General features: G+C 59.1%; 18 protein-coding genes and 1 pseudogene. 6 read left to right on the top strand and 13 right to left on the bottom strand.

Annotated features, from left to right (window positions below; all coding sequences use genetic code 11):
- Positions 1-426: 426 nt before the first annotated feature.
- The 4 genes from FAZ97_RS22845 to FAZ97_RS22860 form a co-directional block, all read right to left on the bottom strand.
- Positions 427-726, bottom strand: a complete 300-nt coding sequence (locus tag FAZ97_RS22845) for a LuxR C-terminal-related transcriptional regulator (RefSeq protein ID WP_158760667.1) — start codon at positions 724-726, stop codon at positions 427-429.
- Positions 727-742: 16 nt separating this feature from the next.
- Complete coding sequence (locus FAZ97_RS22850) at positions 743-1,078, bottom strand: response regulator (RefSeq protein WP_158760668.1); 336 nt, start codon at positions 1,076-1,078, stop codon at positions 743-745.
- 36 nt (positions 1,079-1,114) lie between these two features.
- Complete coding sequence (locus FAZ97_RS35440) at positions 1,115-1,390, bottom strand: hypothetical protein (RefSeq protein ID WP_325073239.1); 276 nt, start codon at positions 1,388-1,390, stop codon at positions 1,115-1,117.
- 785 nt (positions 1,391-2,175) lie between these two features.
- Positions 2,176-2,991, bottom strand: coding sequence for a PaaX family transcriptional regulator (locus tag FAZ97_RS22860; RefSeq protein ID WP_158760669.1), 816 nt, complete (start codon positions 2,989-2,991; stop codon positions 2,176-2,178).
- 79 nt (positions 2,992-3,070) lie between these two features.
- Here FAZ97_RS22860 and FAZ97_RS22865 point away from each other — a divergent pair, with 79 nt between their 5' ends.
- Positions 3,071-4,015 carry a fatty acid desaturase family protein gene (locus tag FAZ97_RS22865; RefSeq protein WP_158760670.1) on the top strand — a complete coding sequence of 315 codons (945 nt, stop codon included), beginning with the start codon at positions 3,071-3,073 and terminating at the stop codon, positions 4,013-4,015.
- A 409-nt stretch (positions 4,016-4,424) separates the two neighbouring features.
- Here FAZ97_RS22865 and FAZ97_RS22870 read toward each other — a convergent pair whose 3' ends face one another.
- Positions 4,425-4,772 (bottom strand): hypothetical protein, encoded by a 348-nt coding sequence (locus FAZ97_RS22870; protein WP_199272124.1) that lies wholly within the window; start codon positions 4,770-4,772, stop codon positions 4,425-4,427.
- 2 nt (positions 4,773-4,774) lie between these two features.
- Complete coding sequence (locus tag FAZ97_RS35265; RefSeq protein WP_199272125.1) at positions 4,775-4,933, bottom strand: hypothetical protein; 159 nt, start codon at positions 4,931-4,933, stop codon at positions 4,775-4,777.
- 308 nt (positions 4,934-5,241) lie between these two features.
- On the opposite strand from FAZ97_RS35265, the gene FAZ97_RS22875 reads away from it, so the two are divergent.
- On the top strand, positions 5,242-5,490 hold the full coding sequence (locus FAZ97_RS22875) for a hypothetical protein (protein WP_158760671.1): 249 nt from the start codon (positions 5,242-5,244) through the stop codon (positions 5,488-5,490).
- A gap of 285 nt (positions 5,491-5,775) precedes the next feature.
- Here FAZ97_RS22875 and FAZ97_RS22880 read toward each other — a convergent pair whose 3' ends face one another.
- Complete coding sequence (locus FAZ97_RS22880; RefSeq protein WP_158760672.1) at positions 5,776-6,393, bottom strand: class I SAM-dependent methyltransferase; 618 nt, start codon at positions 6,391-6,393, stop codon at positions 5,776-5,778.
- A gap of 328 nt (positions 6,394-6,721) precedes the next feature.
- On the opposite strand from FAZ97_RS22880, the gene FAZ97_RS22885 reads away from it, so the two are divergent.
- Positions 6,722-7,708, top strand: coding sequence for an HNH endonuclease (locus FAZ97_RS22885; RefSeq protein WP_158760673.1), 987 nt, complete (start codon positions 6,722-6,724; stop codon positions 7,706-7,708).
- Positions 7,709-7,990: 282 nt separating this feature from the next.
- On the opposite strand, the gene FAZ97_RS22890 is transcribed toward FAZ97_RS22885, so the two are convergent.
- From FAZ97_RS22890 to FAZ97_RS22910, 5 genes are all read right to left on the bottom strand, one after another.
- Positions 7,991-9,757, bottom strand: a complete 1,767-nt coding sequence (locus FAZ97_RS22890) for a SulP family inorganic anion transporter (protein ID WP_158760674.1) — start codon at positions 9,755-9,757, stop codon at positions 7,991-7,993.
- 255 nt (positions 9,758-10,012) lie between these two features.
- Entirely contained in the window at positions 10,013-10,660 is a 648-nt protein-coding gene (locus tag FAZ97_RS22895; protein WP_158760675.1) for a response regulator transcription factor, read from the bottom strand.
- A 71-nt stretch (positions 10,661-10,731) separates the two neighbouring features.
- Positions 10,732-11,658 (bottom strand): DUF2950 domain-containing protein, encoded by a 927-nt coding sequence (locus FAZ97_RS22900; protein ID WP_158760676.1) that lies wholly within the window; start codon positions 11,656-11,658, stop codon positions 10,732-10,734.
- A gap of 10 nt (positions 11,659-11,668) precedes the next feature.
- Positions 11,669-13,024: a DUF3300 domain-containing protein gene (locus FAZ97_RS22905; protein WP_158760677.1), complete on the bottom strand. Its 1,356-nt coding sequence runs from the start codon at positions 13,022-13,024 to the stop codon at positions 11,669-11,671.
- 333 nt (positions 13,025-13,357) lie between these two features.
- The gene (locus FAZ97_RS22910; protein WP_158760678.1) at positions 13,358-14,509 is read right to left on the bottom strand and encodes a BamA/TamA family outer membrane protein; all 1,152 of its coding nucleotides are present in this window, start codon (positions 14,507-14,509) and stop codon (positions 13,358-13,360) included.
- Between the two features lie 349 nt (positions 14,510-14,858).
- On the opposite strand from FAZ97_RS22910, the gene FAZ97_RS22915 reads away from it, so the two are divergent.
- Both FAZ97_RS22915 and FAZ97_RS35445 read left to right on the top strand, forming a co-directional pair.
- Positions 14,859-16,475 carry an EAL domain-containing protein gene (locus FAZ97_RS22915; protein ID WP_158760679.1) on the top strand — a complete coding sequence of 539 codons (1,617 nt, stop codon included), beginning with the start codon at positions 14,859-14,861 and terminating at the stop codon, positions 16,473-16,475.
- Positions 16,476-16,878: 403 nt separating this feature from the next.
- Positions 16,879-17,092: pseudogene (locus FAZ97_RS35445) on the top strand (hypothetical protein); the annotation flags it as partial.
- A gap of 222 nt (positions 17,093-17,314) precedes the next feature.
- On the opposite strand, the gene FAZ97_RS22920 reads toward FAZ97_RS35445, so the two are convergent.
- Complete coding sequence (locus FAZ97_RS22920; RefSeq protein ID WP_158760680.1) at positions 17,315-17,863, bottom strand: carboxymuconolactone decarboxylase family protein; 549 nt, start codon at positions 17,861-17,863, stop codon at positions 17,315-17,317.
- Positions 17,864-18,781: 918 nt separating this feature from the next.
- On the opposite strand from FAZ97_RS22920, the gene FAZ97_RS22930 reads away from it, so the two are divergent.
- Positions 18,782-19,486: a DJ-1/PfpI family protein gene (locus tag FAZ97_RS22930; RefSeq protein WP_158760681.1), complete on the top strand. Its 705-nt coding sequence runs from the start codon at positions 18,782-18,784 to the stop codon at positions 19,484-19,486.
- The last annotated feature ends 155 nt before the right edge of the window (positions 19,487-19,641 follow it).

The raw sequence follows: 19,641 nt of genomic DNA on the forward strand, positions 1-19,641 counted from the left end.
CGAAATCATCGATGCCATGCTGGCGCGCTGACCCGCTTACGGGCACCGGGCTCGCCACCGTTGACGCAAAACCTTCAGGCTCCCTGAGCCGCTCCCTGGGCGCCATCGGCGCCTACATCGATTCCGGCCTTTCCTGCAATTGTGTTTTCCATGCATGCGTTTGCGCACTTAATATGGTGCATCACGACATTCTCGACATGCAGAAGGGAGCGTTGCCTACCATCTGGAACATTCCACGTTCGCCTCCGCACTTTGCGCTCGAGACTCAGTCCTACCATCGGATCTATTATTTACTAACGAGCGAACAAGTGCGGACGTTGTCTCAACGGGCTAATCCAATGCCAGATTGAGTGGGGCGTCCGCCTCCAACGCTAGGCGGACGCCCCTGGAAACTCATCGGCGTCAGTCAGTGACGACGTTGCCACTTCATCCACTCCCTTGGCTATCCATAACATTGCCACCCTGGATCCATAAGGGCGCCGCCCGCACTAACAGATCGGCAACAGAGTTTGCAGAAAACTGGCGCATCAGATTGGCGCGCGAGTTCTTGACTGTGCGTTCTGATAACTGAAGTTGCTCAGCAATTTCCCGGTTGGAAAGTCCCGCTACGACGCCTCGCAGCACCGTTTCCTCGCGTTCAGCGAGGGCTATTGGTGAGGAATGAACGTCCGAAGACTGCAGCTGTTTGTGCAAATCAAGCGCACTGTCCAAAGCGTTGAACAGCAAGACTGAATCCAGCGGCTTACTCAAATAATCCGTCACCCAGTTTCATCGCTTTCACGGCGGTAGCTACATCGTCGCTTGCGCTCATCAACACGACTGGCAACGAATTGCTGGAACGCGATAAGTCCTGCAGGAGTGCGAACCAATCTGGTCCGTCGCTAAACTGCACTTCCGTCAAAATGCAACCGAACTCATCGATGGCATCCCGCATAAGAAACTCGCTAATCGAAGCATAGTGTCTCACCTGATAACCCGCTCGGCGAAGCTGCTTCGCGACAGCAATTCGCGCAGAATGCTCGCTGTCGATCACATGAGTGCAGCCTTCAGAACGCAAACAGGGCAAATTATTGTTCACGAGAAAACCTCCGTACCCGTCAACGTGCCTCAGATATCAGCTGAAACGCGTGGCTATTTGATAAAGCGCTGCACTGACGTGGTCATGAAACCTGCGTGTGCCCGAGCAGATGTAATCGAGGCACGCCTCTCCGTCGGGGCTGGCGATGAGGTCGCTCTTCGGACATTCGCCCCAACACAGCTTGAGGTGCTTGCACTGCCGGCGATATCCAGGCAGCGAATAGCGCATGGCGTAACCGAAGGCCTGTCGCCGCACAGAAAGCGCCATCTCGCCAATCTGCGTGATGTTTTCGAGGGGACACACTGGGTACACATAGTAGTCGCAGGAATGGACCTCGCCGTCGTGTCCGATGGCGAGCGCCTAGCCGCAAAACGCTCCAGTGGTGCTGGTCTGCGCCAGGCACGCTATCGTCTGCACGACCCGAGTAAGCACATCATCATCCGAACAGCGCCATCGTAGTTTTGTATAAAGACGGGTGATTCACTATCAGGGTTTGGGGCAAATACCGTTGCCCCCGACGGGCAATCGTATTTGCGCTTTGATTAGTATTTCGCAGAAGTCCCGATTCGCAGACGCCAGCTCGTGAATCGAGAAGACTCGTCGGGTGGAGGCTAGAGCTGCCCTGCGTCGCCGTCAGCCGGTCGCAACGCCGAGAAGCATCGTCGTTGCATGCCGATTTGCATCGAGCGACAACCGGCTACCAGGCGTCTTTCGTATCGCTGGGAAAGTGTCATTCACGCGCCCGCTTCTCCTTAACGGCTGCCGTTGGGCTGCTGCAGATGCGAACGGCAGCAAGGGGTCGCGGATTCAACCGGTCGATTGCGCACGGCTTAGACGACCGGCGGATACAGGTCGATTTCGGGCGTCCGTATAGGGCAGCGGTCGGCCCATGAACAGTCACCCGACGTCGCCTTCTGATCGTGACACCCATTAGCGTGCCTCGGCCCTCTCGTGGCCGATGGTCGCTTCGGAGGTTTCTGCTGCGATCGTACTTCCGTTTCGAGTCAGCTCCGGACGAGGTGGCCAGATTCTTGACAATGCAGTCGTCAGAACGGCAAGTCCAGCGAGTCAATCGAGATTTCGTCGGCGTCGCACGATCAGCCTTGGGGGGAGGTCCTCAGCCACGCGTCCCACATCCCGTGCGCCATCGATTTGTAACTCCGCACCTCGTTCGCCAGGGCATTGCGCAACTGAGGGTTCATCAACGCTTCCGGTAGAAGCGGGTCCCGAATCAGCAGCATGACCGCCGCACGACCGAGTAGAAAAGATTCTCGAAGTGCCCGCTCGATCGGCATCTTTGCGAGCAATCGACGGTGCTTGTCGAGCGCTGCCAGACACTGCGCGCAATCGCGTGCCAGCTCACCCGTCGGCCAAAGCCGATGTGCCCGCTGCGCGCTCTCCTGATCCCAATCGACCAGCAGAAAAACGGTGGCCATAGGCGCCAGACCCAAGCCCTTCAGTTCACGCCGCTCGACATCGACACCGCCGACGCGATTGGCCGGTCTGATCTTCAGACCGAACTCGAACTCCGCAAACCCGCGCAGCGCCAACGCCAGTTGATGTCGTCGCCAGAGCGACTTATCCGCGCGCCCGACGTGCGCGTCATGTACGGCCACCCACTCCCTCTGCCAGGGCACCTCCTCGACGACATTGCGCGTCCACACATCGAGCATGCCGCGCAATTTCAGGCCGTCTGGATTCAGTTCATACCAACCGCGCTCTCGCCGGCCAAGCTTCCCTGCTTCGAGTAGCCGCGTCATGGCCACACGCATGGTGGACTCGCGATGACCGAGCAACACGCCAGCCCGGCAAATTGCCTGGCCCGCCAGCGCGCCGCCATGCGCTTCAAGCAGGTCGAGAACGAGGTCCGGCGCATTGGGGAGCGCGACCGGAACATTACATATCGTGCCCATGTTTGAGTAATGTTGAAATATTTTCTAGTATGCCTGCGAAGCCACACGGACGCCGATAAATCGCTCGCGGAGACATGCTGTGCAAATTACGAAGTTGATCAGTCGCGAAGAACTCTCTCATTTGACAAGGACATCCAATCTCCGCGCGACCGGTTTGGTGTTAGTGAACTTCGCCCTGATCGCGGCCGGGTTCGCCCTTCCGATCGTCTGGCACACGTGGGAGGCCTGGTTGGGAGCGACCGTGCTGCTCGGCGCGCGCGCGCTCGGACTCGGCATTCTGGTTCACGACACTGCACACGGAACACTGTTCTCATCGCGCAAGATCAATCAGTGGGCCGGCAAGTGGCTGTTCGGAGGACTGCCCAATGTGCCGTTCGAAGCCTATCGAAACGGGCATCTCGCCCATCACCGGAACGCCGGCACGGAAGCCGACGCGGACCTTGCATTCGTCGACAGGTATCCCGCGAGCGGGGCAAGCCTCGCACGCAAATTCGCACGTGATCTCTCGGGATTGAACGGCATCAAGAACCTTTACTTCCAGATCCGTACCTTCCGGTTGAAGGATCAGGTGCCATTCATCGTCAGCCACGCGTTATTGCTCGCGCTGCTTTGTGTGATGCACCACGCCGAGGTTTATCTGTGCTGGTGGCTTGGCCAGATTTTCGTATTCCCCATCGTCATGCGCCTGCGTGTGATGGGGGAACACGGTGGAGTGCCGGATCACTTTGACCGGGATCCGCGCAAGAACACGGGCACCACGCTTGCCGGCCCGCTAGCGCGTTTGCTTTGTGCGCCAAACTACGTCAACTATCACGTCGAGCATCACTTCGCTGCGGCCGTGCCCTCGTACCGGCTGCGCGCGTTGCATCTCCTGCTGAAATCCAAAGGATGCTACGAGGGCTGGACGTGCGTTCAGCCCTCCTATTTCGCGGTAATCAAGCGTTGCTGGAGCGGTCACTCGACAGCGGGCCTTCCGCCGGATTCGAAGCGCGTCGCGAAGGGAGCTTTAAACAACATGCAATAGACAGAGTGCGAGGCACGTCGAGACACGACGAAAGGCCGGCGGCGTAGCGTTTGACGCTATGTCACTGCGCCGCGACGAGCCAGCCTTTGAGACAAAGCGCTCTCCGCACTAGCCAGGGCCGAGCGGCCGCAGTCGATCAGAACCGGCCGCGTGAGGAGACGTCGACCAGGAAGCGACGCTCGCCTGCACTGACATTCAGACATTCGGACGTCCGCTCCGCCGCCAGTAATCTGCCGTTCGAATACGTTCGATCGATCGACGCCTGTCACCTGGAACACAGACGCGAAGTGATCGTCTGGCGCGGTCGCCGAACGCAATGCGGCGAGTGGACGATACGTAGCCCTCGCGTTGCCGGGACGCGAGTCGAGGACAGACCGACGGCAACGCGTCGGTGCCCGTCCTCTTTCACTTACTCGATATGCTGGGCGAAGGCGAGATAGCGCTCCTGCAATTCGTCCTCTTCGCTCTGGCTGAGATTTCGCGGCGCGAGCTTGATGTCGACGCGCTCGATCCGGCCGCCCTTGAACGCGAACGGCGGCTTGTAGGCGTCTGACACGTGGGAGCCGCTGTCCGAGCCGACTCCGAACGTATCGATGCCGAAGCGGCCTGCCACCGTCTGCTCGATTCTTCCCCGACCGACCTCTTCCCCGTCGAGCAGCAGGATGGCCTCGCCGCCCTTGCCCAAACCGCCGCCGTCATAGGCGAAGGCCACTTCGATCGTGGACTTCCCCTTGGGCAACGGCTTGGTCGACACCACGTTCAGTCGGACGCGTTCGAAGAAGTTGTAGTGATAGACGGGTCCAGCGCGGCCGTCGGCACGGGACCGCCGAAAGTGCTGGCCTGCCCGAAGCCAACGTCGTCGAGCAGGATGAGCAGTACGTTGGGGGCGCCTTTCGGTGGCTTGGGCAGCTCGGCCATGCACTGACCGATTCCTTGTAGGTCTTGCCGATCTTGCCTTTGAACTCGGGTTCGGGAAGCGGAAGCCTGCTACGGTCGATATCGGACATGGACACACCTCTGATCGCTCGAAGGTCAGTTCAGATTTCATCAACAAAGCGAAAACAAACCGAGATGCTTTCATAAACCAGGCCCTCTGTTGTAAATGGCGACCCGTCACCGTGCTCTAATGCTGTCGCGGAAAGCGATATCAATAGACTTTGGCGAGAGGCGACGCATCGGACTTCATTTCCTTGTCGGAGATCGAGAACCGCTCTCCGGAATTTGCGATGAACGTTACGCCCGCGAGCGATCACTGCTTCGTGCAAAGTCCATGTTGGCTTGAAGCACTTGGCGTCGGCCTGCATCACAACCCGTTTTCCGTTATCAGTGATCGGTCGATGGCAATCTGGTCGCATTGGCTGACGACGGATGCTGTCATTGACCTGACTGCATCCGGCAGACGAAGAATTCACCCGCTGAGCTTTGACGCCACAAAGTCGCCGCTGGCGACCGCGAATGGTTTGAACGACAGCTAACGGAGAAGCCGGCGAGCGCTCGCGATCGGCCAGTTGCCGCCGCTCGCTCCTCGCACAGAGTCGTCACTCAAACGGCTGATTCCCATCCGATACATGCCTTTGAATTTCTGCGCAACGGCCGAGACGATCATCGCGCTCGGTCGTGGGACATAGTTCGGCCACGAATCGCCATTTCCACGCGACGTCGATCAGACATTCAGGCGTCGGTTCTCGATCCGTTAGTGTCCCACTGGGCCTGGTCGATTACGCACGTGACTATATCTGGGAATGGCTCTGCTGCCGTGTTTAGGCTCGCAGTTGCATCAAAACCGACGCCCATTCCACCTCGTCGCGACCCAGGCTGTCAGCGTTGCACCAACGCTCAATCAAAGTAAACCCTTGATTTACGAGGATGTCTATGTATCCCTCTACCAAGTCAGGGATAAAGAGTCTTCCGTGGCCGTCTCGATTTTCTGTAGTTGTAGCGTCCCGGCGTTTGCTTGGAACCGAGTACAGAAGTCTCCCCCCGGGTTTCAAGGATCTTTCAATAAATTCCGCGGCGGCGATTTGATGCTCCAACGGGATGTGCATCAATACGGCTGAGCACAAGACACCATCGAATGCTCCTCCAAATGGAACCTGGGCACTGGGGATCGATTCGCAAACGATGCGTCCTTTTAGCTCGGGGTGCCGACTTTGCGCTAGTTCAACCAATTCAGGGGTCGCGTCCAAACCGTAGACATCGCACTCCAAGGTCTGTAGGTATGCCAAGTCGCGGCCGGAACCGCATCCGATATCCAGAACGCGACTGCCACTAGGGAAAGCGACTTCGAAGTGTTCGGCCAACCCGTTCACGATGGATTCGTAGCGGTCAACAACGAGCTCTGCGTTCTTGGAGTAGTAACTGATGGTTCGTGAATCCATGACAGACAGGGAGCTAATGTTCCTCGAGGTTTCCTCAACGAGCGGGGAAGGGTTTGCCGGAAACCCGTCTATGAAGATGTCCGTGACACCGGCTCGCCAACATATAAGGATATCAGTTCCATGCCGCCCAAAGTCGGCTTCCTGTGCCTGGATGCGACGAGGTCCGTCAAGCTCCGTTCCGGAAGTCGCTGAGACCTTCTAGCACGGCACACCTCCCCGCGCGGAATGGGATTCGCCGTCAGGTGCTAATCAGTCATGGTACTCAAGTCTTGGCGATTGTTGCCGAAAAGTACTAAAAGCAGGTTTGCCGACGTTTCAGAGAGAGTTGATGGATAAACATAGCAACGAACGGTTTACAGCGTTTCTTCGCGAAAAGGCGGCAGAGGCGAAGCGTGAATTGAAATACGACCCGCGGCAGTTTCTTTCTATGCTGAGTGCGGAAGGCGGGTACTCGACTGTGGCAAAGCTGGTGGGAGGAAAAAATCCCTCCGACGGCTTTGTCAAGCTCTGGGAAAGTGGACGTCTGGACCTTTCCGTGGAAGCGCTGGTTCTCGAGACGGAATGGATCCGATTCTTTGACGAACAATTGCTCAAAGAAGCCGAGCGTAAGTTGAAGGGGGCCGGTTACCGGTACGCACGGTATGTTGCCGCCGAAAGCAGCGAGCGGCTCCCTGCGGATGTTCTGAAAAGAGCCACGCCCGAGTACATCTGGCGGTCTGTTCAAATGTTTCAGGACGGGGATGTAAGCCACCCTTTTGGTCCATCCACGACATATGACCTAATCGACGAGAACGGTGCTCGGTTTCCACCGAAAGCCGTCTTTGGCATTGCGCTTTCTCTGGCGTTAGACGGTGCGACAATCGAGCCTAAGCATTTTTCGGGAGACAAGGCATCGCTATGTTTCGCCCTTTTGCGAGACGCTGGCTATCAAATCGTGCCGAAAAACTCCGATTCGCCGTCGGCCGTTCCGGCACTGATGCCGGAGCAGGAATGGACAGAAGGCGATCGAAAACTTGTCTCGCATCTCACGCGAGAGCGAGCCCCTGGACTGGCCAAAGCTAAAAAAGCGGAGTTTAGACGCTTGCATGGAAAGCTCACCTGTGAGCGCTGCAAGCTGGATCCTGTTGCCGTATTCGGAACAGAGCATGCGGAAGCTTGCATCGAAGTCCATCATTCGACTACCCACGTCAGCCAGATGAGGCCTCAACACAGAACGAAGCTCGACGATGTGGAATGTCTGTGCGCAAACTGTCACCGACTTGTACATCGACTTCTGCGGGAGGAAGACAAAGTGTCCGTCCGCGAGGATATGTGACAATTTCCGAGCGACAGCATGCTCATGAGGAGTCGATTTGAGCTTCCGTTGCATCGCGTGAATGACTGCTGCGCTTCAGAACGCGGCGCTCGAACTGCGACGCTGTGACTGGCAGCAACGGGTCGGCTACTGCCGACCGCGTAAGACAGGAGTCGGCCACTTCCGGCAGCTCATCAACCCTGAGGCTTAGCCATTCAAATCTCTTCGGGCGGACGAGCAGTCGTTCAACCAGCTTTCCAGGTGATGCATGCTTCAGATCAGCCTTGATCCACCGCACCCGAATCAAGTCATTTTTTTCGCAACCGGGCCCGCCACCGCGATCTTCACGTCAAGTTCGTGCATATACGTCCCGATTAGGTCATCCACCGAAACGCGGCGGCCGATATCGCCAACCTGCTGCTCCAGTCCTTCCGCACGAAGCATATCGCGCACGCTGCCATGAGCAGCAACGATCCGCAGGATCCCTCCCGCTTCGGCGAGGTCAGCATGCAGGGTAGCGAGCATCCGTGCTCCGGCGATGTCAACCGCCGGAGAATTGGACAGATCAACTATCACCAGCTTGACCGGCTGCGTTGCCGACCGGATTGTCTCCCGTACCGTCGCCCGCACATGGTCCGTATTGAAGTAAACCAGCGAAGCCTCGACCCGGAACATGAGGACGCCAGGTATCAACTCGTTGTCGGGATGACGCTCGATGTCCGAATATTGGTGTGTTCCTGGAATGCGTCCGAGCACCGCCACGTGCGGATGTGCTGCGCGCCGGATCAGCAATAGCATCGACGCGAGTACCGCGAAAATCACCCCTTTGAGAATACCCAGCAACAGTACGGCAATGAAGGCGACCATCGACACCATAAACTCGTAACGGCTGGCGTACCAGACGTGGCGAAATTCGCGAATATCAACGAGACCCTTGACCGCCACCAGCACGATGGCCGCCAGTACGACGTTGGGCAGGTTGATCAGCAGACCTGTGAGGAACATCAGACACAGGCCGATAGCCATTGACGCGAACACCAACGCGAGCGGGGATTTTGCGCCCGCCTTGTCGTTGACTGAGGACTGGGACAGGCCACCCGCCACGGGGTAGCCATGAAAGACGCCCACGGCGAGATTCGCCGCGCCGAGCGCCAGCAGTTCTTGGCGAGGGTCAATTTCATACCCGTTCTTCTGTGCGATAGCGCGTGCTGCGGATACGCTTTCCACGTACGACAACAACAGACAGGCGAATGCAAGCGGAACGATGCCATCGACGTCCCGGACCCTGAGCGAAGGAAAATGAAAACCGGGCAGACCGCGTGGCAAAGCGCCGACGACCGTGAATCCCATCACACCCAGTGGTGTCACCGCCAGCAGCACGACGGAGAGTGCCACCACGAACAAGGCGACCGGGCGCCCCGGCAAGTATTTCTCGCCGAGGAGCAGCAAGGCCAGCGCGCCAAGCCCGAACGCGAGCACGGGAAGATGGGTAGAAGGAAGCTGTCCAGCCAGAATCGCGACACGTTCATAGAACTGCTCCCCGCCCCCTTTGACACCAAACAGCTTCGGCAATTGAGTCAGTGCGATCGTCAACGCGGCTCCGGCCTTGAAGCCAACCAGTATCGTTTCGCTGATGAAATTGACGAGCGAACTTAGCCGCAGGATCCAACCCAGCAGGCACATGGCCGCGATCAGTACCGCCGTCAGTGCGGCAATGGACGCGAACCGTTCAGGATCGCCACCGGCCATGTCCACGACCGTCGCGCCGACGAGCATCGAGATTGCCGAAGTCGGCCCAATCGCCAACTGGCGCGACGAACCGAACAGCGCGTAGAAGATTCCACCCACCAGATAGCCGTAAATGCCGTATTGAGCCGGCAACCCAGCGAGCGTCGCATAGGCTAGCGATACTGGAATTCCATAGGCGGCAAGCGTCAGCCCAGCCACGAGATCGGCTGAAAGCCACCGCAGTCTATAGTTCGTCAACCATTGAACCGACACCAGTATCGCGCGCCAACCTCTAGCAGGCGCCGCTGCACTGCTGCTGGCAGGAATGCCCTCTTGGACCATTGCCCCCTCCTTCTCGACGATTGGTCCGAATTGGCGTGTCCGGGCTCCGCAAACGAGTCAGACTACGACCGGCGGTGAAGAGTCGGGCCTCTAGCGTGCGCCAGTCTGAACGGCTGTTCAGTGTTGGCTACCGCCGACCACGTTGGACGTTAGTCGACCATGACGCAACACTCACACTATTTGACCGGATGGCCGTCGATCGTCCAGGTCCCGACACTATCCACGCGCCGGTCAGTGGGTGCTGAGGCCGCGTACTTATCTACTGAGGCTGTCCTGGCGGTCGCCCGCCTGTGACACGTCAATGTCTAGCTGCATCAAGCATCGCACGAGTTCCGGTACCGACCTGACATGCATTTTTTGCATCATCCGTCCTCGATAGATCTTGATAGTACGCTCAGCAATGCCGAGCGTATTGGCGATCTGCTTGTTCATCAGTCCGTCCGCGACGAGCGTCATAACCTCTTGTTCTCGCCTCGTCAGCCGCGCCATGCGCAGGTTAATTTCGGAGCTTCGTGTGTGTTGTTCGAATACTTTTATGCCGTGCTCGAGACCACGCGCAACGGCAGAGAGAAGCAGCTGTTCATCGACAGGTTTCTCGAGAAAATCGAGCGCACCCGCCCTCATCGCTTCAATGGCGGTGCCCATATCACCGTGCGCTGACACGAACACGATGGATGCGATAGCACCCAGGGCGCGCTGTATATCGAGACCACTTGCGTCCGGTAACGCCAGATCCAGCAAAATACACGTCGGGTGTCTCTTCAAGGCAGGATGAGCCAGGAGTTCACCGGCACTCCCGACGGTCTCAACCAGATGGCCAGCGGTTCGAAGCAGCCGCGCAAAGGCTTGACGCACATGCTCATCGTCGTCGACAACAAATACCACTGGCGAAACTTCGCTCATTGCTCCGCTTCCTTCACTGCTTCATGAGCCGCTCGATGGAAACTGAACGATCCGCACCGCATGCGAACGGATTACTCGCTATCGCGATCAGGCACCTTGCTCCAGCCCTGCCCCGGGTCAAACGTCTTCGTCGACTGCGCTTTCGTGGCGCTGTCCGGGCCGAGGTCACGCTCGTAGACCTGACCGGAATGGCTCACCATGAACGTCTTGATGCCCGTCTCGCCGTACTTCACCGGCCAGGCGATGACAGCAAAGCCCCCGAACAGCTTGCCCTTCACGACGTAGTCATAGGCGCCACCGGGCGCGTTCGGCCCCTGTGACTCCAGCAGTTTGAAGTGGTATCCGTAGTAGCCGGCGCTCTGGGCGTTCCGCGAACTCGCATCGACAAAGGCCGCGCCGAGCGGACTTGCCGCCTCGTCCGGCCCGGTCGGCCAATACAGGCCGTCATGTTTGCCGGGCGAACTTACCAGCTTCGAGGCGTAGGCGAGCACCCCTTTCCCGTCGTGATTGGTCTGTGCGTATTCGCGCTGCGCGTCGAAGATCGCCATCATCGTCTGGATCACGGCCAGTTCGTTGCGGCCGATGCGCCGCAAGCGTATTTCTTGCGCGCCGGCCCGCGTGTCGAAGTGCCACCCCTGGTCGCCTTTGACGAGCGGAACCGGAAACGTCCAACCCTGGTCGCCCACGACAATTTGCGCATGCCCGGCTTCGCCGGGCTCGATGCTGTGGGACTTCGCCCACTCGGCAATGAAGGTATCCCGCACCGGCGCGCCGAAGGGAGGGATCAGCTCACGAAAGTCATTGCCGAAGATCGTCCGCAGCACGTCTTCCCGGTCCTTGACGACGGCGTCGCCAAAGGCATTCATCGCCGCCTCTGGTGAACTGAAGTTCTTCTGCGCGTGCGCGGGCACCATCGCGACCGACAGCGCAACGGCTGCCGCGAAATTCGTGCAGGTCAGCATCAGCAGCCTTTTCACATCCTGTGGATGAACTTTCATGGTTCACTCCCTAGCGCCTGCCACCGCGTCCACCGCCGCCTCGCATGCCACCTCCCGAAGGCCGATTGAAGCCCGAGCCCTGCATGCTTCGGTTGCCCCTGTCAAAGTTGCGCTGCGAGGCACTGCCGCTCCCCCCGACGCCAGAAAACGCGCCTTCACGCCCAGCGCCGTATCCGCCACCATTCCCACCGCCGTAGCTCGCGCGACTACCGCTATTGACCCGGTTCACATTGCCGGGGGAACTGCGATCGGCCACGTTGCCCCGGTTCGCGCCGGCGGACCGGTCCGCCACCGACGCACGATTGCCCGCGCCCGGCCGGTCGGCCGTGGCCATGCGGTTGCCTGCATCGGCCCCGCGCCCACGATACTGGGACCGCCTGTCGGCCCCTGGCGCCCCGGCGAACTTGTCACGCGTGGCGTTATCCCGGTACGCGACGCCCTGACGATGGCCTGCATCGTGTTGCCAGCGGCCACCCCTCTCTCCGTTCTTGAGCTTTGAACTGTCGAAGTTGCGGTCAACGTTCCTGGCCCTGTCGGAGTTGATGTTGATGTCGTCTCCGCCCCAGCACGAATTGCAGTCGGCGAAGATCGCGCCGGCGGCAATAAGGCCGACGCCAAAGGCGAGGCCCGCGCCGGGATAATAACCGGGGTAGTATGCCGGGTATGGCGGCCAGTAGTACGGCGGATACGCCGGATAGCCCCAGCCGCCGTACACGACAGCCGGGTCATAGGCAGGCACATAGATCACCTGCGGGTTTGCGGGCTCGATCTTTACGATGGTCTGGCCGCCGCCGGCAGGTGCCTGTTCGACCATTACGTTTTGCTGTTCGTTCGACTTGAGGTTGCCCGACTCCCGAGCCCGCGCCCGCAAGCGCTGCACGGCATCGAAGACGTCTTTTTGCTGCGCAAGAAAAGCGTCGCCGAGCTTCTGGGTCCAGTCGATCTTGTCATTCATCGGCTCAAGTATCTGCGGAAACGCCACCAGCGATTTCACACTCGTATCCCACGGCTCGTTCTGCACCGCCTTCACGGCAGCGTCGCCTTTCACATTCGGATTTGCTTTCACCCAACGCGCCGCGTGCACGATCTCCAGCGGATAGGTCGACGCCATCAATACCTGGGCCAGCAAGGAGTCCGGGTAGAGCGCAATCGGCGCAACGAGGGCATCGATCTCCTCTGGCTTGAATGGCGCGGGGCCCAATGACTCAGGAGCCGACGGCTCGGGGGCCGAAGGCACTGCGCCTGTTGGCGCGGCGCCCGATGGCGTGGCCCCCTCCGGCCCGTGAGTAGCACACGCCGAAATTGCCGCCAGCAGAACCAGCCATAAGCATAAGGCTCTCGCCCATCCGGCTTTCCAGCTGTTCATGGCCACTCCTTCCGACGGTTGTATGTTAACGCGGACAAAGGACCTTTCCTGACGTTCAGAGAACCGTCCGGTGCTTGCCTGGTTCTCTGCCCGGATGGCTTAGGCGTCGACAGGAACATAAGCAAAACCAAAGCGACAACTTGGCGCCACAACACAACCTGCTCGAATTTTGCGAGGTCATGTTAAGTGAGGTCGAAACAGACCGCCGGTCGGCGACCATGGTCCGGACGCGTGAGCCTTCCCTATTCGATAAGACACCTGAACTTCAGGCCGGTCAATGAGACCTTGGTCCAACACGCCCCTTCGGCCGAACTGTACGATCCGGCCACGGACTCACCGCCACGCACTGCCGACCTGGATGTAAAACGCATTCTGGTCCTTGCTGTGGGCGACATCGATACCAACGGCCAGCCCCAGCTTGCGCGCAATCAGGTAACGAAACCCGGCACCGACGCTGGTCACGTTCTGTGCCTGGGAAAAGCTTTCCAGACGTCCGTATGCCTTGCCAATGCCTGTGAAGCCGAGCAGCGACCACCGTGGCGTCACGTCCCAGCGCAACTCCGCTTCAGTCGAGATGGCATTGCGGTCCTGGTATCGTCCCTTCTGAACGCCGCGCAGATCGACATACGGCTGCGCATAGAACGGAATATCGCCCGTTGAGAACCGGGTGTCGACGCGCAGGCCCAGAATCAGCGCATGCGTGAGGGGAATCCATTTGAAGCCGCGGGCCGCGTACACGTCGTAGTTCTGGGTGCCACCTAACCCTGTTCGGGCGAACTGCGCTTCAAATTCGGCGAAGCTGCCGGAAGCCGGGTAAAAGATGTTGTCGCGCGAATCGTAGTCCAGGATGAGGCTGCCTGCGCCGATGCGCTGGTTCCGCTGGAAGTTGGAAATGCTGGCCGGTATGGTGCCGCCGGTGAAGCTGGACGTCGTGTCGAAGAAGACATACCGCACACCGCCATACCAGCGGCTGCTGCCAAGCCGCACCAGAAACTGCTGAACAAGCGCCTCGCCGCTGAGGGTGTAGGCCCGAGCCTGACTGGTCAGGCCAAAATAATCGAGGTGAGCATCGACCTTTGCTACCGCGCCGAGGTAACGATAGCGGTCGTCGTCCCAGGTATGAAAGTGGGCGGCCGCTGCAGCCCACGTGCCGTTCTGCGTGTACATGCCACCGAGCGCTGTCACGTTCGGCGGACTCCGGCTGGGCTGCGCGTCTGTAGAGTTCGCCGCCGCCTCGGCAATTGGCCCGGAGAAGAAGAGCAGGCCGAGACCCGCGCCATAGCCCACGGCCGGCTCAGTGATCACGATGGGAACGGGCAACGCCCCCTTATGCTTGAGCAGGAAATCGCTCATGTCCAGTTGCCCGTCTGCTGGATCGATGAAACTGAGCGGCGCTTTCTCATCCGCATGCGCAGCAACGCATACCACTGCGCTTAGCGCAACAATCGCGGAGCTCACATAGGCAAACGCCGGACGACCGCGCATCGTTTTTGACCTCGTGCTACGGCGTGGCGTCACGCGAGTGACAGCGCACAACCGGCAGTACCTTGGGACTCGGCAACGACATATTACTGTTCTCGCCGGATGTGGGATTTTCCACGCGCCGACGACGCAATTGCATATCATCATCCCGAAGGAGCGACGTTCGCAAACCGGCAACGTCACTGTCCGTCACGCGTCAACTCGAGGCCAGTGCCACACATCGGTGTCGCACGTCTGAAATCTGGCAGATTGCAGGGGTACAGGAAATTTGATGCCGTAGATAGCTGGCATGTGCCATCCGCGCGCGGCTATCTCCCGTTCGTTCCCAAACTTTTCACGACTGGGGTACGAAATGCTAAGGCGCATCACGTTGATTTCGGCTTCGATTGCCCTCGGGTGTCTCGCAACCATAGGGCCGGTGCTCACCAGCCTATATTTTGCGAACAGGGACGTCGAAAACCGGGACCGGGCGGATATTCAGGAGTTTGCCGACAAGGCCATGCTGCGCGCGGAGCTGGTCACCTACCAGGCCTTCGCGGCGCTCTCCGATCTCGAGCAGCAACCGGGGGCAGCCTGCTCACCCGCGAACCTTGAACAGGCCGCACGGGTCATTTACAACTACCGGTACGTCCAGGATGCGGGGGCCTACGCGGAGGGGAAGTACCTCTGCTCGCCGCTGCTCGGCGACGTGCACGACAAAGACCTCACATTGCCGCCACCTGACTACCGTACCAACGACGGGTTTCTCATCTGGTTCCGGCAGAAAAGCCCGCTGAGCGACGTGCGCAAGGACCTTCAGATTGGCCGCAACGGCCACTATGTTTCCATGGATCCCGAGGCCTACGTTGACCTGATCGATCCGGCCAGGCGCCCCATTGCGGCGATCCAGACCACAACGGGAACCGTCTTCGCCGTTTCCGCAGGCGCGGACCCAAACGAGATGTTCAATGCATGGAAGCACGCGGGCGACGTCAAGAGCGACGAGTGGAACTACGCGGTTGCCCGGTCATCGACGAGGCACATCGCCGTGGTCGTGAAGTCGCCACGCAGCAGCGTGGTGGGCGACCGGCCGAAGCTCCTTGCTGCGTGGCTGTCCGTCGGCGTCATCGCGGGAGCGCTGCTTGGCTGGCTGGCATACAGGCGCGTCACACGGCAGTTGTCGTTTGCGTCAACACTGGAATGGGCCATTTCGCGCCGCAAGCTTGATGTCGTTTTTCAGCCGATCGTGCGGCTTGCCGACAATGAATGTGCCGGCGTGGAAGCGCTGGTGCGCTGGACGCTGCATGAACAAGCCATCTCGCCCGAAGTATTCGTCCGGGTTGCCGAAGAAAGCCATCTCATCCAGCCGTTGACGGATCTCGTGCTCGATAAAACCATCGCGCAGCTCGGCCGGTTGCTCGCGGCAAACCCCGCTTTCTATGTCTCGATCAACGTAAGCAGCGAGGATCTGCGCACGTTCCGCTTCCTGAACCTGCTCACGAAGTCACTCCAGGGAACCGGTATCGCGCCCAGGCAGATGCGAATTGAGGCAACGGAGCGCAGTTTCATGAACGCCGATGCAACGCGCGGCGTGATTGCGGCATTCCGGGCCGCGGGCCATCCAATCTACATCGACGACTTTGGGACCGGCTACTCGAGTCTCTCTTATCTGCAAACCTTTGAGATCGACGTGCTGAAGATCGACAAGTCGTTTGTCGACACGATTGCGCAGGACACAGCGTCGAGTGTCGTCGCGCCGCACATCATCGGCATGGCCCACGAGCTTGGTCTGGAGATCGTCGCGGAGGGCGTCGAGTCAGAGTTTCAGGCGCAGTGGCTGCGCACGAAAGGCGTGCAGTATGCCCAGGGCTGGTATTACGCAAAAGCAATGTCGGCGGGCGACCTTGCTCGATGGCTGGGCAAGAACCGCGCAGCGCGAACCCCGGACAGCATAGGAGGTGGAATAGCCACTGGCAGCATAGAGACCTGAGCGCGAGTGAAGCTGTGTTTCATGCATCAGCCAAGGCAGATACAGCGGCATTGCGGGCCACGTCGCCATTGTGCGGACTTCCCATCCCGGCGTCTTGCATGTCCAGCTCAACGCGGTTGCGACCCGAGTGTTTGGCCCGGTACAACGCGGCCTGGGAAAGGCCGTGATTCAGAATGGCGTAGTGATCGCTGACCGGGCCTTGGTGGCGCGATGAGCGCTATCGCCACACTGACCCGCTATTGGCCGGGCGTGGCAATGAGGCGCTATCTCCGCTCACCACCACTTCGACACGTGGGAGACCGTTCCGGAGCAGCCATACACTCGTCGTCACTGGCGCGGACCGCTACGGGTCGGTGGCGACCACTGCTTGCACGGCGAGACGGCACACTGGATCTTCCTTCAACTGGAAGGTGATCATCATGGAAATGCAGAATCGTCGCGCAGGCACCGTGTGCCGTGCGACAAGGGCAAACTCGCCGGCCAGAAGCCGCCGTTGAAGCTTCCGAAAAATGGGCGATTCGCACCCGGCTGCGGATGTCCTCGAACATTCGCGAGCTGGCTATGCTCAATCTCGCAATTAATAGCAACTTTGGGCATGCGATCTGACGCGCTCGAGATGGCGGAGCAGACCGAGGTCTGACGGCGACATGGCCGGCGAGCGGACGCTTGCCGGCCATGAGGAGTCGCTCGACTAAAACAACGATCGGACATTCAAGCGACGTCGACAGGATGGAGAATCCGCTATCTGTGGGCAAGCCCTTTCCCAGCGGGGAGAGGGCTTTAACCAGGTGTTCTGCGGGTGGTTCGTTTGAATTGTTTTACCGCAGCGCAAACTCGCCTCAAGCGTTCCATGCGTACGGCTGGAAGACCTCTTCAAGCGGTGACTGTGTGACGCTCGCCGTGTAGTTAGTCATCGTCGAGGCAGCGACCACGAGGACCACATCGAGCACCCGCGCCTGATCGAAACCTGCCGCAGTGAACGCTGCGATGTCGTGGTCGTCGATGCGGCCGCGCTTTTCAATCAGCGTGCGTGCCAGGCGCGACAGCGCTGCATGCTTGGGGTCCTTCGGGTAGCGGCGTTCGCGGATCGCCTGCACGTCGGCCTCGCTCAGGCCTTCCTTGATCCCGAGGTACGAGTGGAATGCGACCGGCCAGGCGGAGCTGTTCGTCACCGCATTCGTGAGCAGCAGCACTTGCATTTGCTGTTCGTTGAAGTTGCCGCCGTGCGCCTGATTGAACACGCCAACCAAGGCAGTGATCAGTCTCGGCGAACCCGCCATCTGGGCGGGCATGTTAGGCACCATGCCGAAGATTTCAGCCAGGCCTTTCAGCGCGGGCTTCGATTGTTCGGGTGCGGATTCGAGCGTGTAAAGCGGAAAGTTAGCCATGATATTTCCTTGAAGGTCGAAGGTATCGCTGACAACGTGGATGCGACATGCACAGGTTAGTCAGACGCGCGCGTCCCGCCAATTACATGGCAGGTAATAATCGAACGCATTTTTTTCGGGCCACGTCGAGCATTGCGATGTGCCGCGCTTCGATCTCATCGGCGCGGGTGACCGTTGTAGCCAGGTAGCTGCCATCAAAGCGTCACTGGGTCGAGTGACGGTTGAGGCACGGCTTCCGCCCGCCGTATCAGGCAGCAGTCGGCAAATACATGACATTCACCGAGGTCAACATAAACTGCGGCGTTGCTCCAATCGATCAGGCGCGCGGGCGCCCATTCCCGACGACAGACGTAAGGACTTCTATACGCTGACCGAGAAGGGTCTGGATCTCATCCCCATCCTGCTCAACATCGTTCTTTGGAGCGCAAAACACGATTCGAAGTCGTAAATGCGGTGACACAAGGAGTTCGCAGCTCGATTGATTCGGCCGCGACAGCGTCCAGCCCGAATGACATTCATCGTCCTTACACGGTGGAGGCAATGTTGCCATGTGCACGAGTCGATGAGCTTCAAATCCCGGTGAGGGCGGCATCATACTTTCCATCTCGCCCTCAAAAGACCTTTATTACCTCCAATGTAATTGGCGACCCTGCGATGTCGCACTACCCTTAAGTTGTCGCATGATCCCACCTGACACATGCGTCAACCACCGGAAAGGATTCCGTCATTACCAGGCCGGTTTATCGCAGCGCTTATACCCTCCCTTATCCCTGCTCGCATTGTGTCAAAGCGTTTTCCTTGTTACGTGACAGTCCGGCGATAAGGTATGTCGTCTTCGATAAATTCAATTGACTTCGTTTGACTGAAGTTGCCTTGGCGGTTGTCCCTTTCCTTTCTCGTTTGCAAAAGGACATTGTCATGAGTATAGCCTTGGACGTTCATTTGAAAATTGGCGGGATCATTTTCCCGGACATGGACCAGTGCGATTTCACCGGGCCTTTCGAGGCCTTGGCTCGCGTGCCGAACTCGTCGTTCATGACACTGTGGAAAGACAAAAATCCTGTCCGCGACCTTGCCGGCATGCAGTTGCTTGCCGATACGACTTTCGAAGAGGCCCCGCAACTCGACGTGCTCCTGGTACCTGGCGGACATGGTCAGGAAGCGTTGATGCACGACGAAACGGTTCTGTCGTTCATCAGCAATCAGGCCGCAGGCGCCCGATACGTGTTTTCAGTCTGTACTGGCGCACTGCTCTGCGGCGCGGCCGGTTTGTTACAGGGCAAGCATGCAACGACGCACTGGACAGCGATGGAAGTCCTGCCGCTGTATGGCGCGATACCAGGTAACGAGCGCGTCGTAATCGACGACAGGTTCATCAGCGCCGGCGGCGTGACAGCAGGAATCGATGGCTCCCTGATCGTGGTCTCGTTGCTGCGCGGTGAGAAGGTCGCCCAGGAACTGCAACTCTACATGGCCTATGACCCGCAACCACCGTTCCAGTCCGGCTCTCCTGAGGCAGCGCCTGCGGATATCGTGGTGACGGTCACCGAACGGGCGCGAACGATTACGCAGAGACGCCTGATAACCGGGCGCGCATACCAGGCCGCTTTGACAAAGGCATAGCTTCTGTCGAAATACAGCGCGACGTGCGGTCTAAGGTTCGACGACGCGACGAATACATTCGGTGTAGTTGCCAGCATCGGCTACGAATCGATAGGTTCCGATATCCAGTAAAGCGCGTTCGCACATCGACCGCACCGACCGTTTGTCCTGATGCA

The sequence above is a fragment of the Paraburkholderia acidiphila genome (assembly GCF_009789655.1).
Lineage (GTDB): Bacteria > Pseudomonadota > Gammaproteobacteria > Burkholderiales > Burkholderiaceae > Paraburkholderia > Paraburkholderia acidiphila.

What these genes read in the sequence shown, in the direction of transcription:
- FAZ97_RS35265 (WP_199272125.1), bottom strand. Translation starts at nt 4,933, where the DNA reads ATGGCCGAGCTGCCCAAGCCACCGAAAGGCGCCCCCAACGTACTGCTC.
- FAZ97_RS22900 (WP_158760676.1), bottom strand. Translation starts at nt 11,658, where the DNA reads ATGAAAGTTCATCCACAGGATGTGAAAAGGCTGCTGATGCTGACCTGC.
- FAZ97_RS22875 (WP_158760671.1), top strand. Translation starts at nt 5,242, where the DNA reads ATGAACGTTACGCCCGCGAGCGATCACTGCTTCGTGCAAAGTCCATGT.
- FAZ97_RS22885 (WP_158760673.1), top strand. Translation starts at nt 6,722, where the DNA reads ATGGATAAACATAGCAACGAACGGTTTACAGCGTTTCTTCGCGAAAAG.
- FAZ97_RS22880 (WP_158760672.1), bottom strand. Translation starts at nt 6,393, where the DNA reads ATGGATTCACGAACCATCAGTTACTACTCCAAGAACGCAGAGCTCGTT.
- FAZ97_RS22920 (WP_158760680.1), bottom strand. Translation starts at nt 17,863, where the DNA reads ATGGCTAACTTTCCGCTTTACACGCTCGAATCCGCACCCGAACAATCG.
- FAZ97_RS22930 (WP_158760681.1), top strand. Translation starts at nt 18,782, where the DNA reads ATGAGTATAGCCTTGGACGTTCATTTGAAAATTGGCGGGATCATTTTC.
- FAZ97_RS22910 (WP_158760678.1), bottom strand. Translation starts at nt 14,509, where the DNA reads ATGCGCGGTCGTCCGGCGTTTGCCTATGTGAGCTCCGCGATTGTTGCG.
- FAZ97_RS22860 (WP_158760669.1), bottom strand. Translation starts at nt 2,991, where the DNA reads ATGGGCACGATATGTAATGTTCCGGTCGCGCTCCCCAATGCGCCGGAC.
- FAZ97_RS22890 (WP_158760674.1), bottom strand. Translation starts at nt 9,757, where the DNA reads ATGGTCCAAGAGGGCATTCCTGCCAGCAGCAGTGCAGCGGCGCCTGCT.
- FAZ97_RS22895 (WP_158760675.1), bottom strand. Translation starts at nt 10,660, where the DNA reads ATGAGCGAAGTTTCGCCAGTGGTATTTGTTGTCGACGACGATGAGCAT.
- FAZ97_RS22905 (WP_158760677.1), bottom strand. Translation starts at nt 13,024, where the DNA reads ATGAACAGCTGGAAAGCCGGATGGGCGAGAGCCTTATGCTTATGGCTG.
- FAZ97_RS22915 (WP_158760679.1), top strand. Translation starts at nt 14,859, where the DNA reads ATGCTAAGGCGCATCACGTTGATTTCGGCTTCGATTGCCCTCGGGTGT.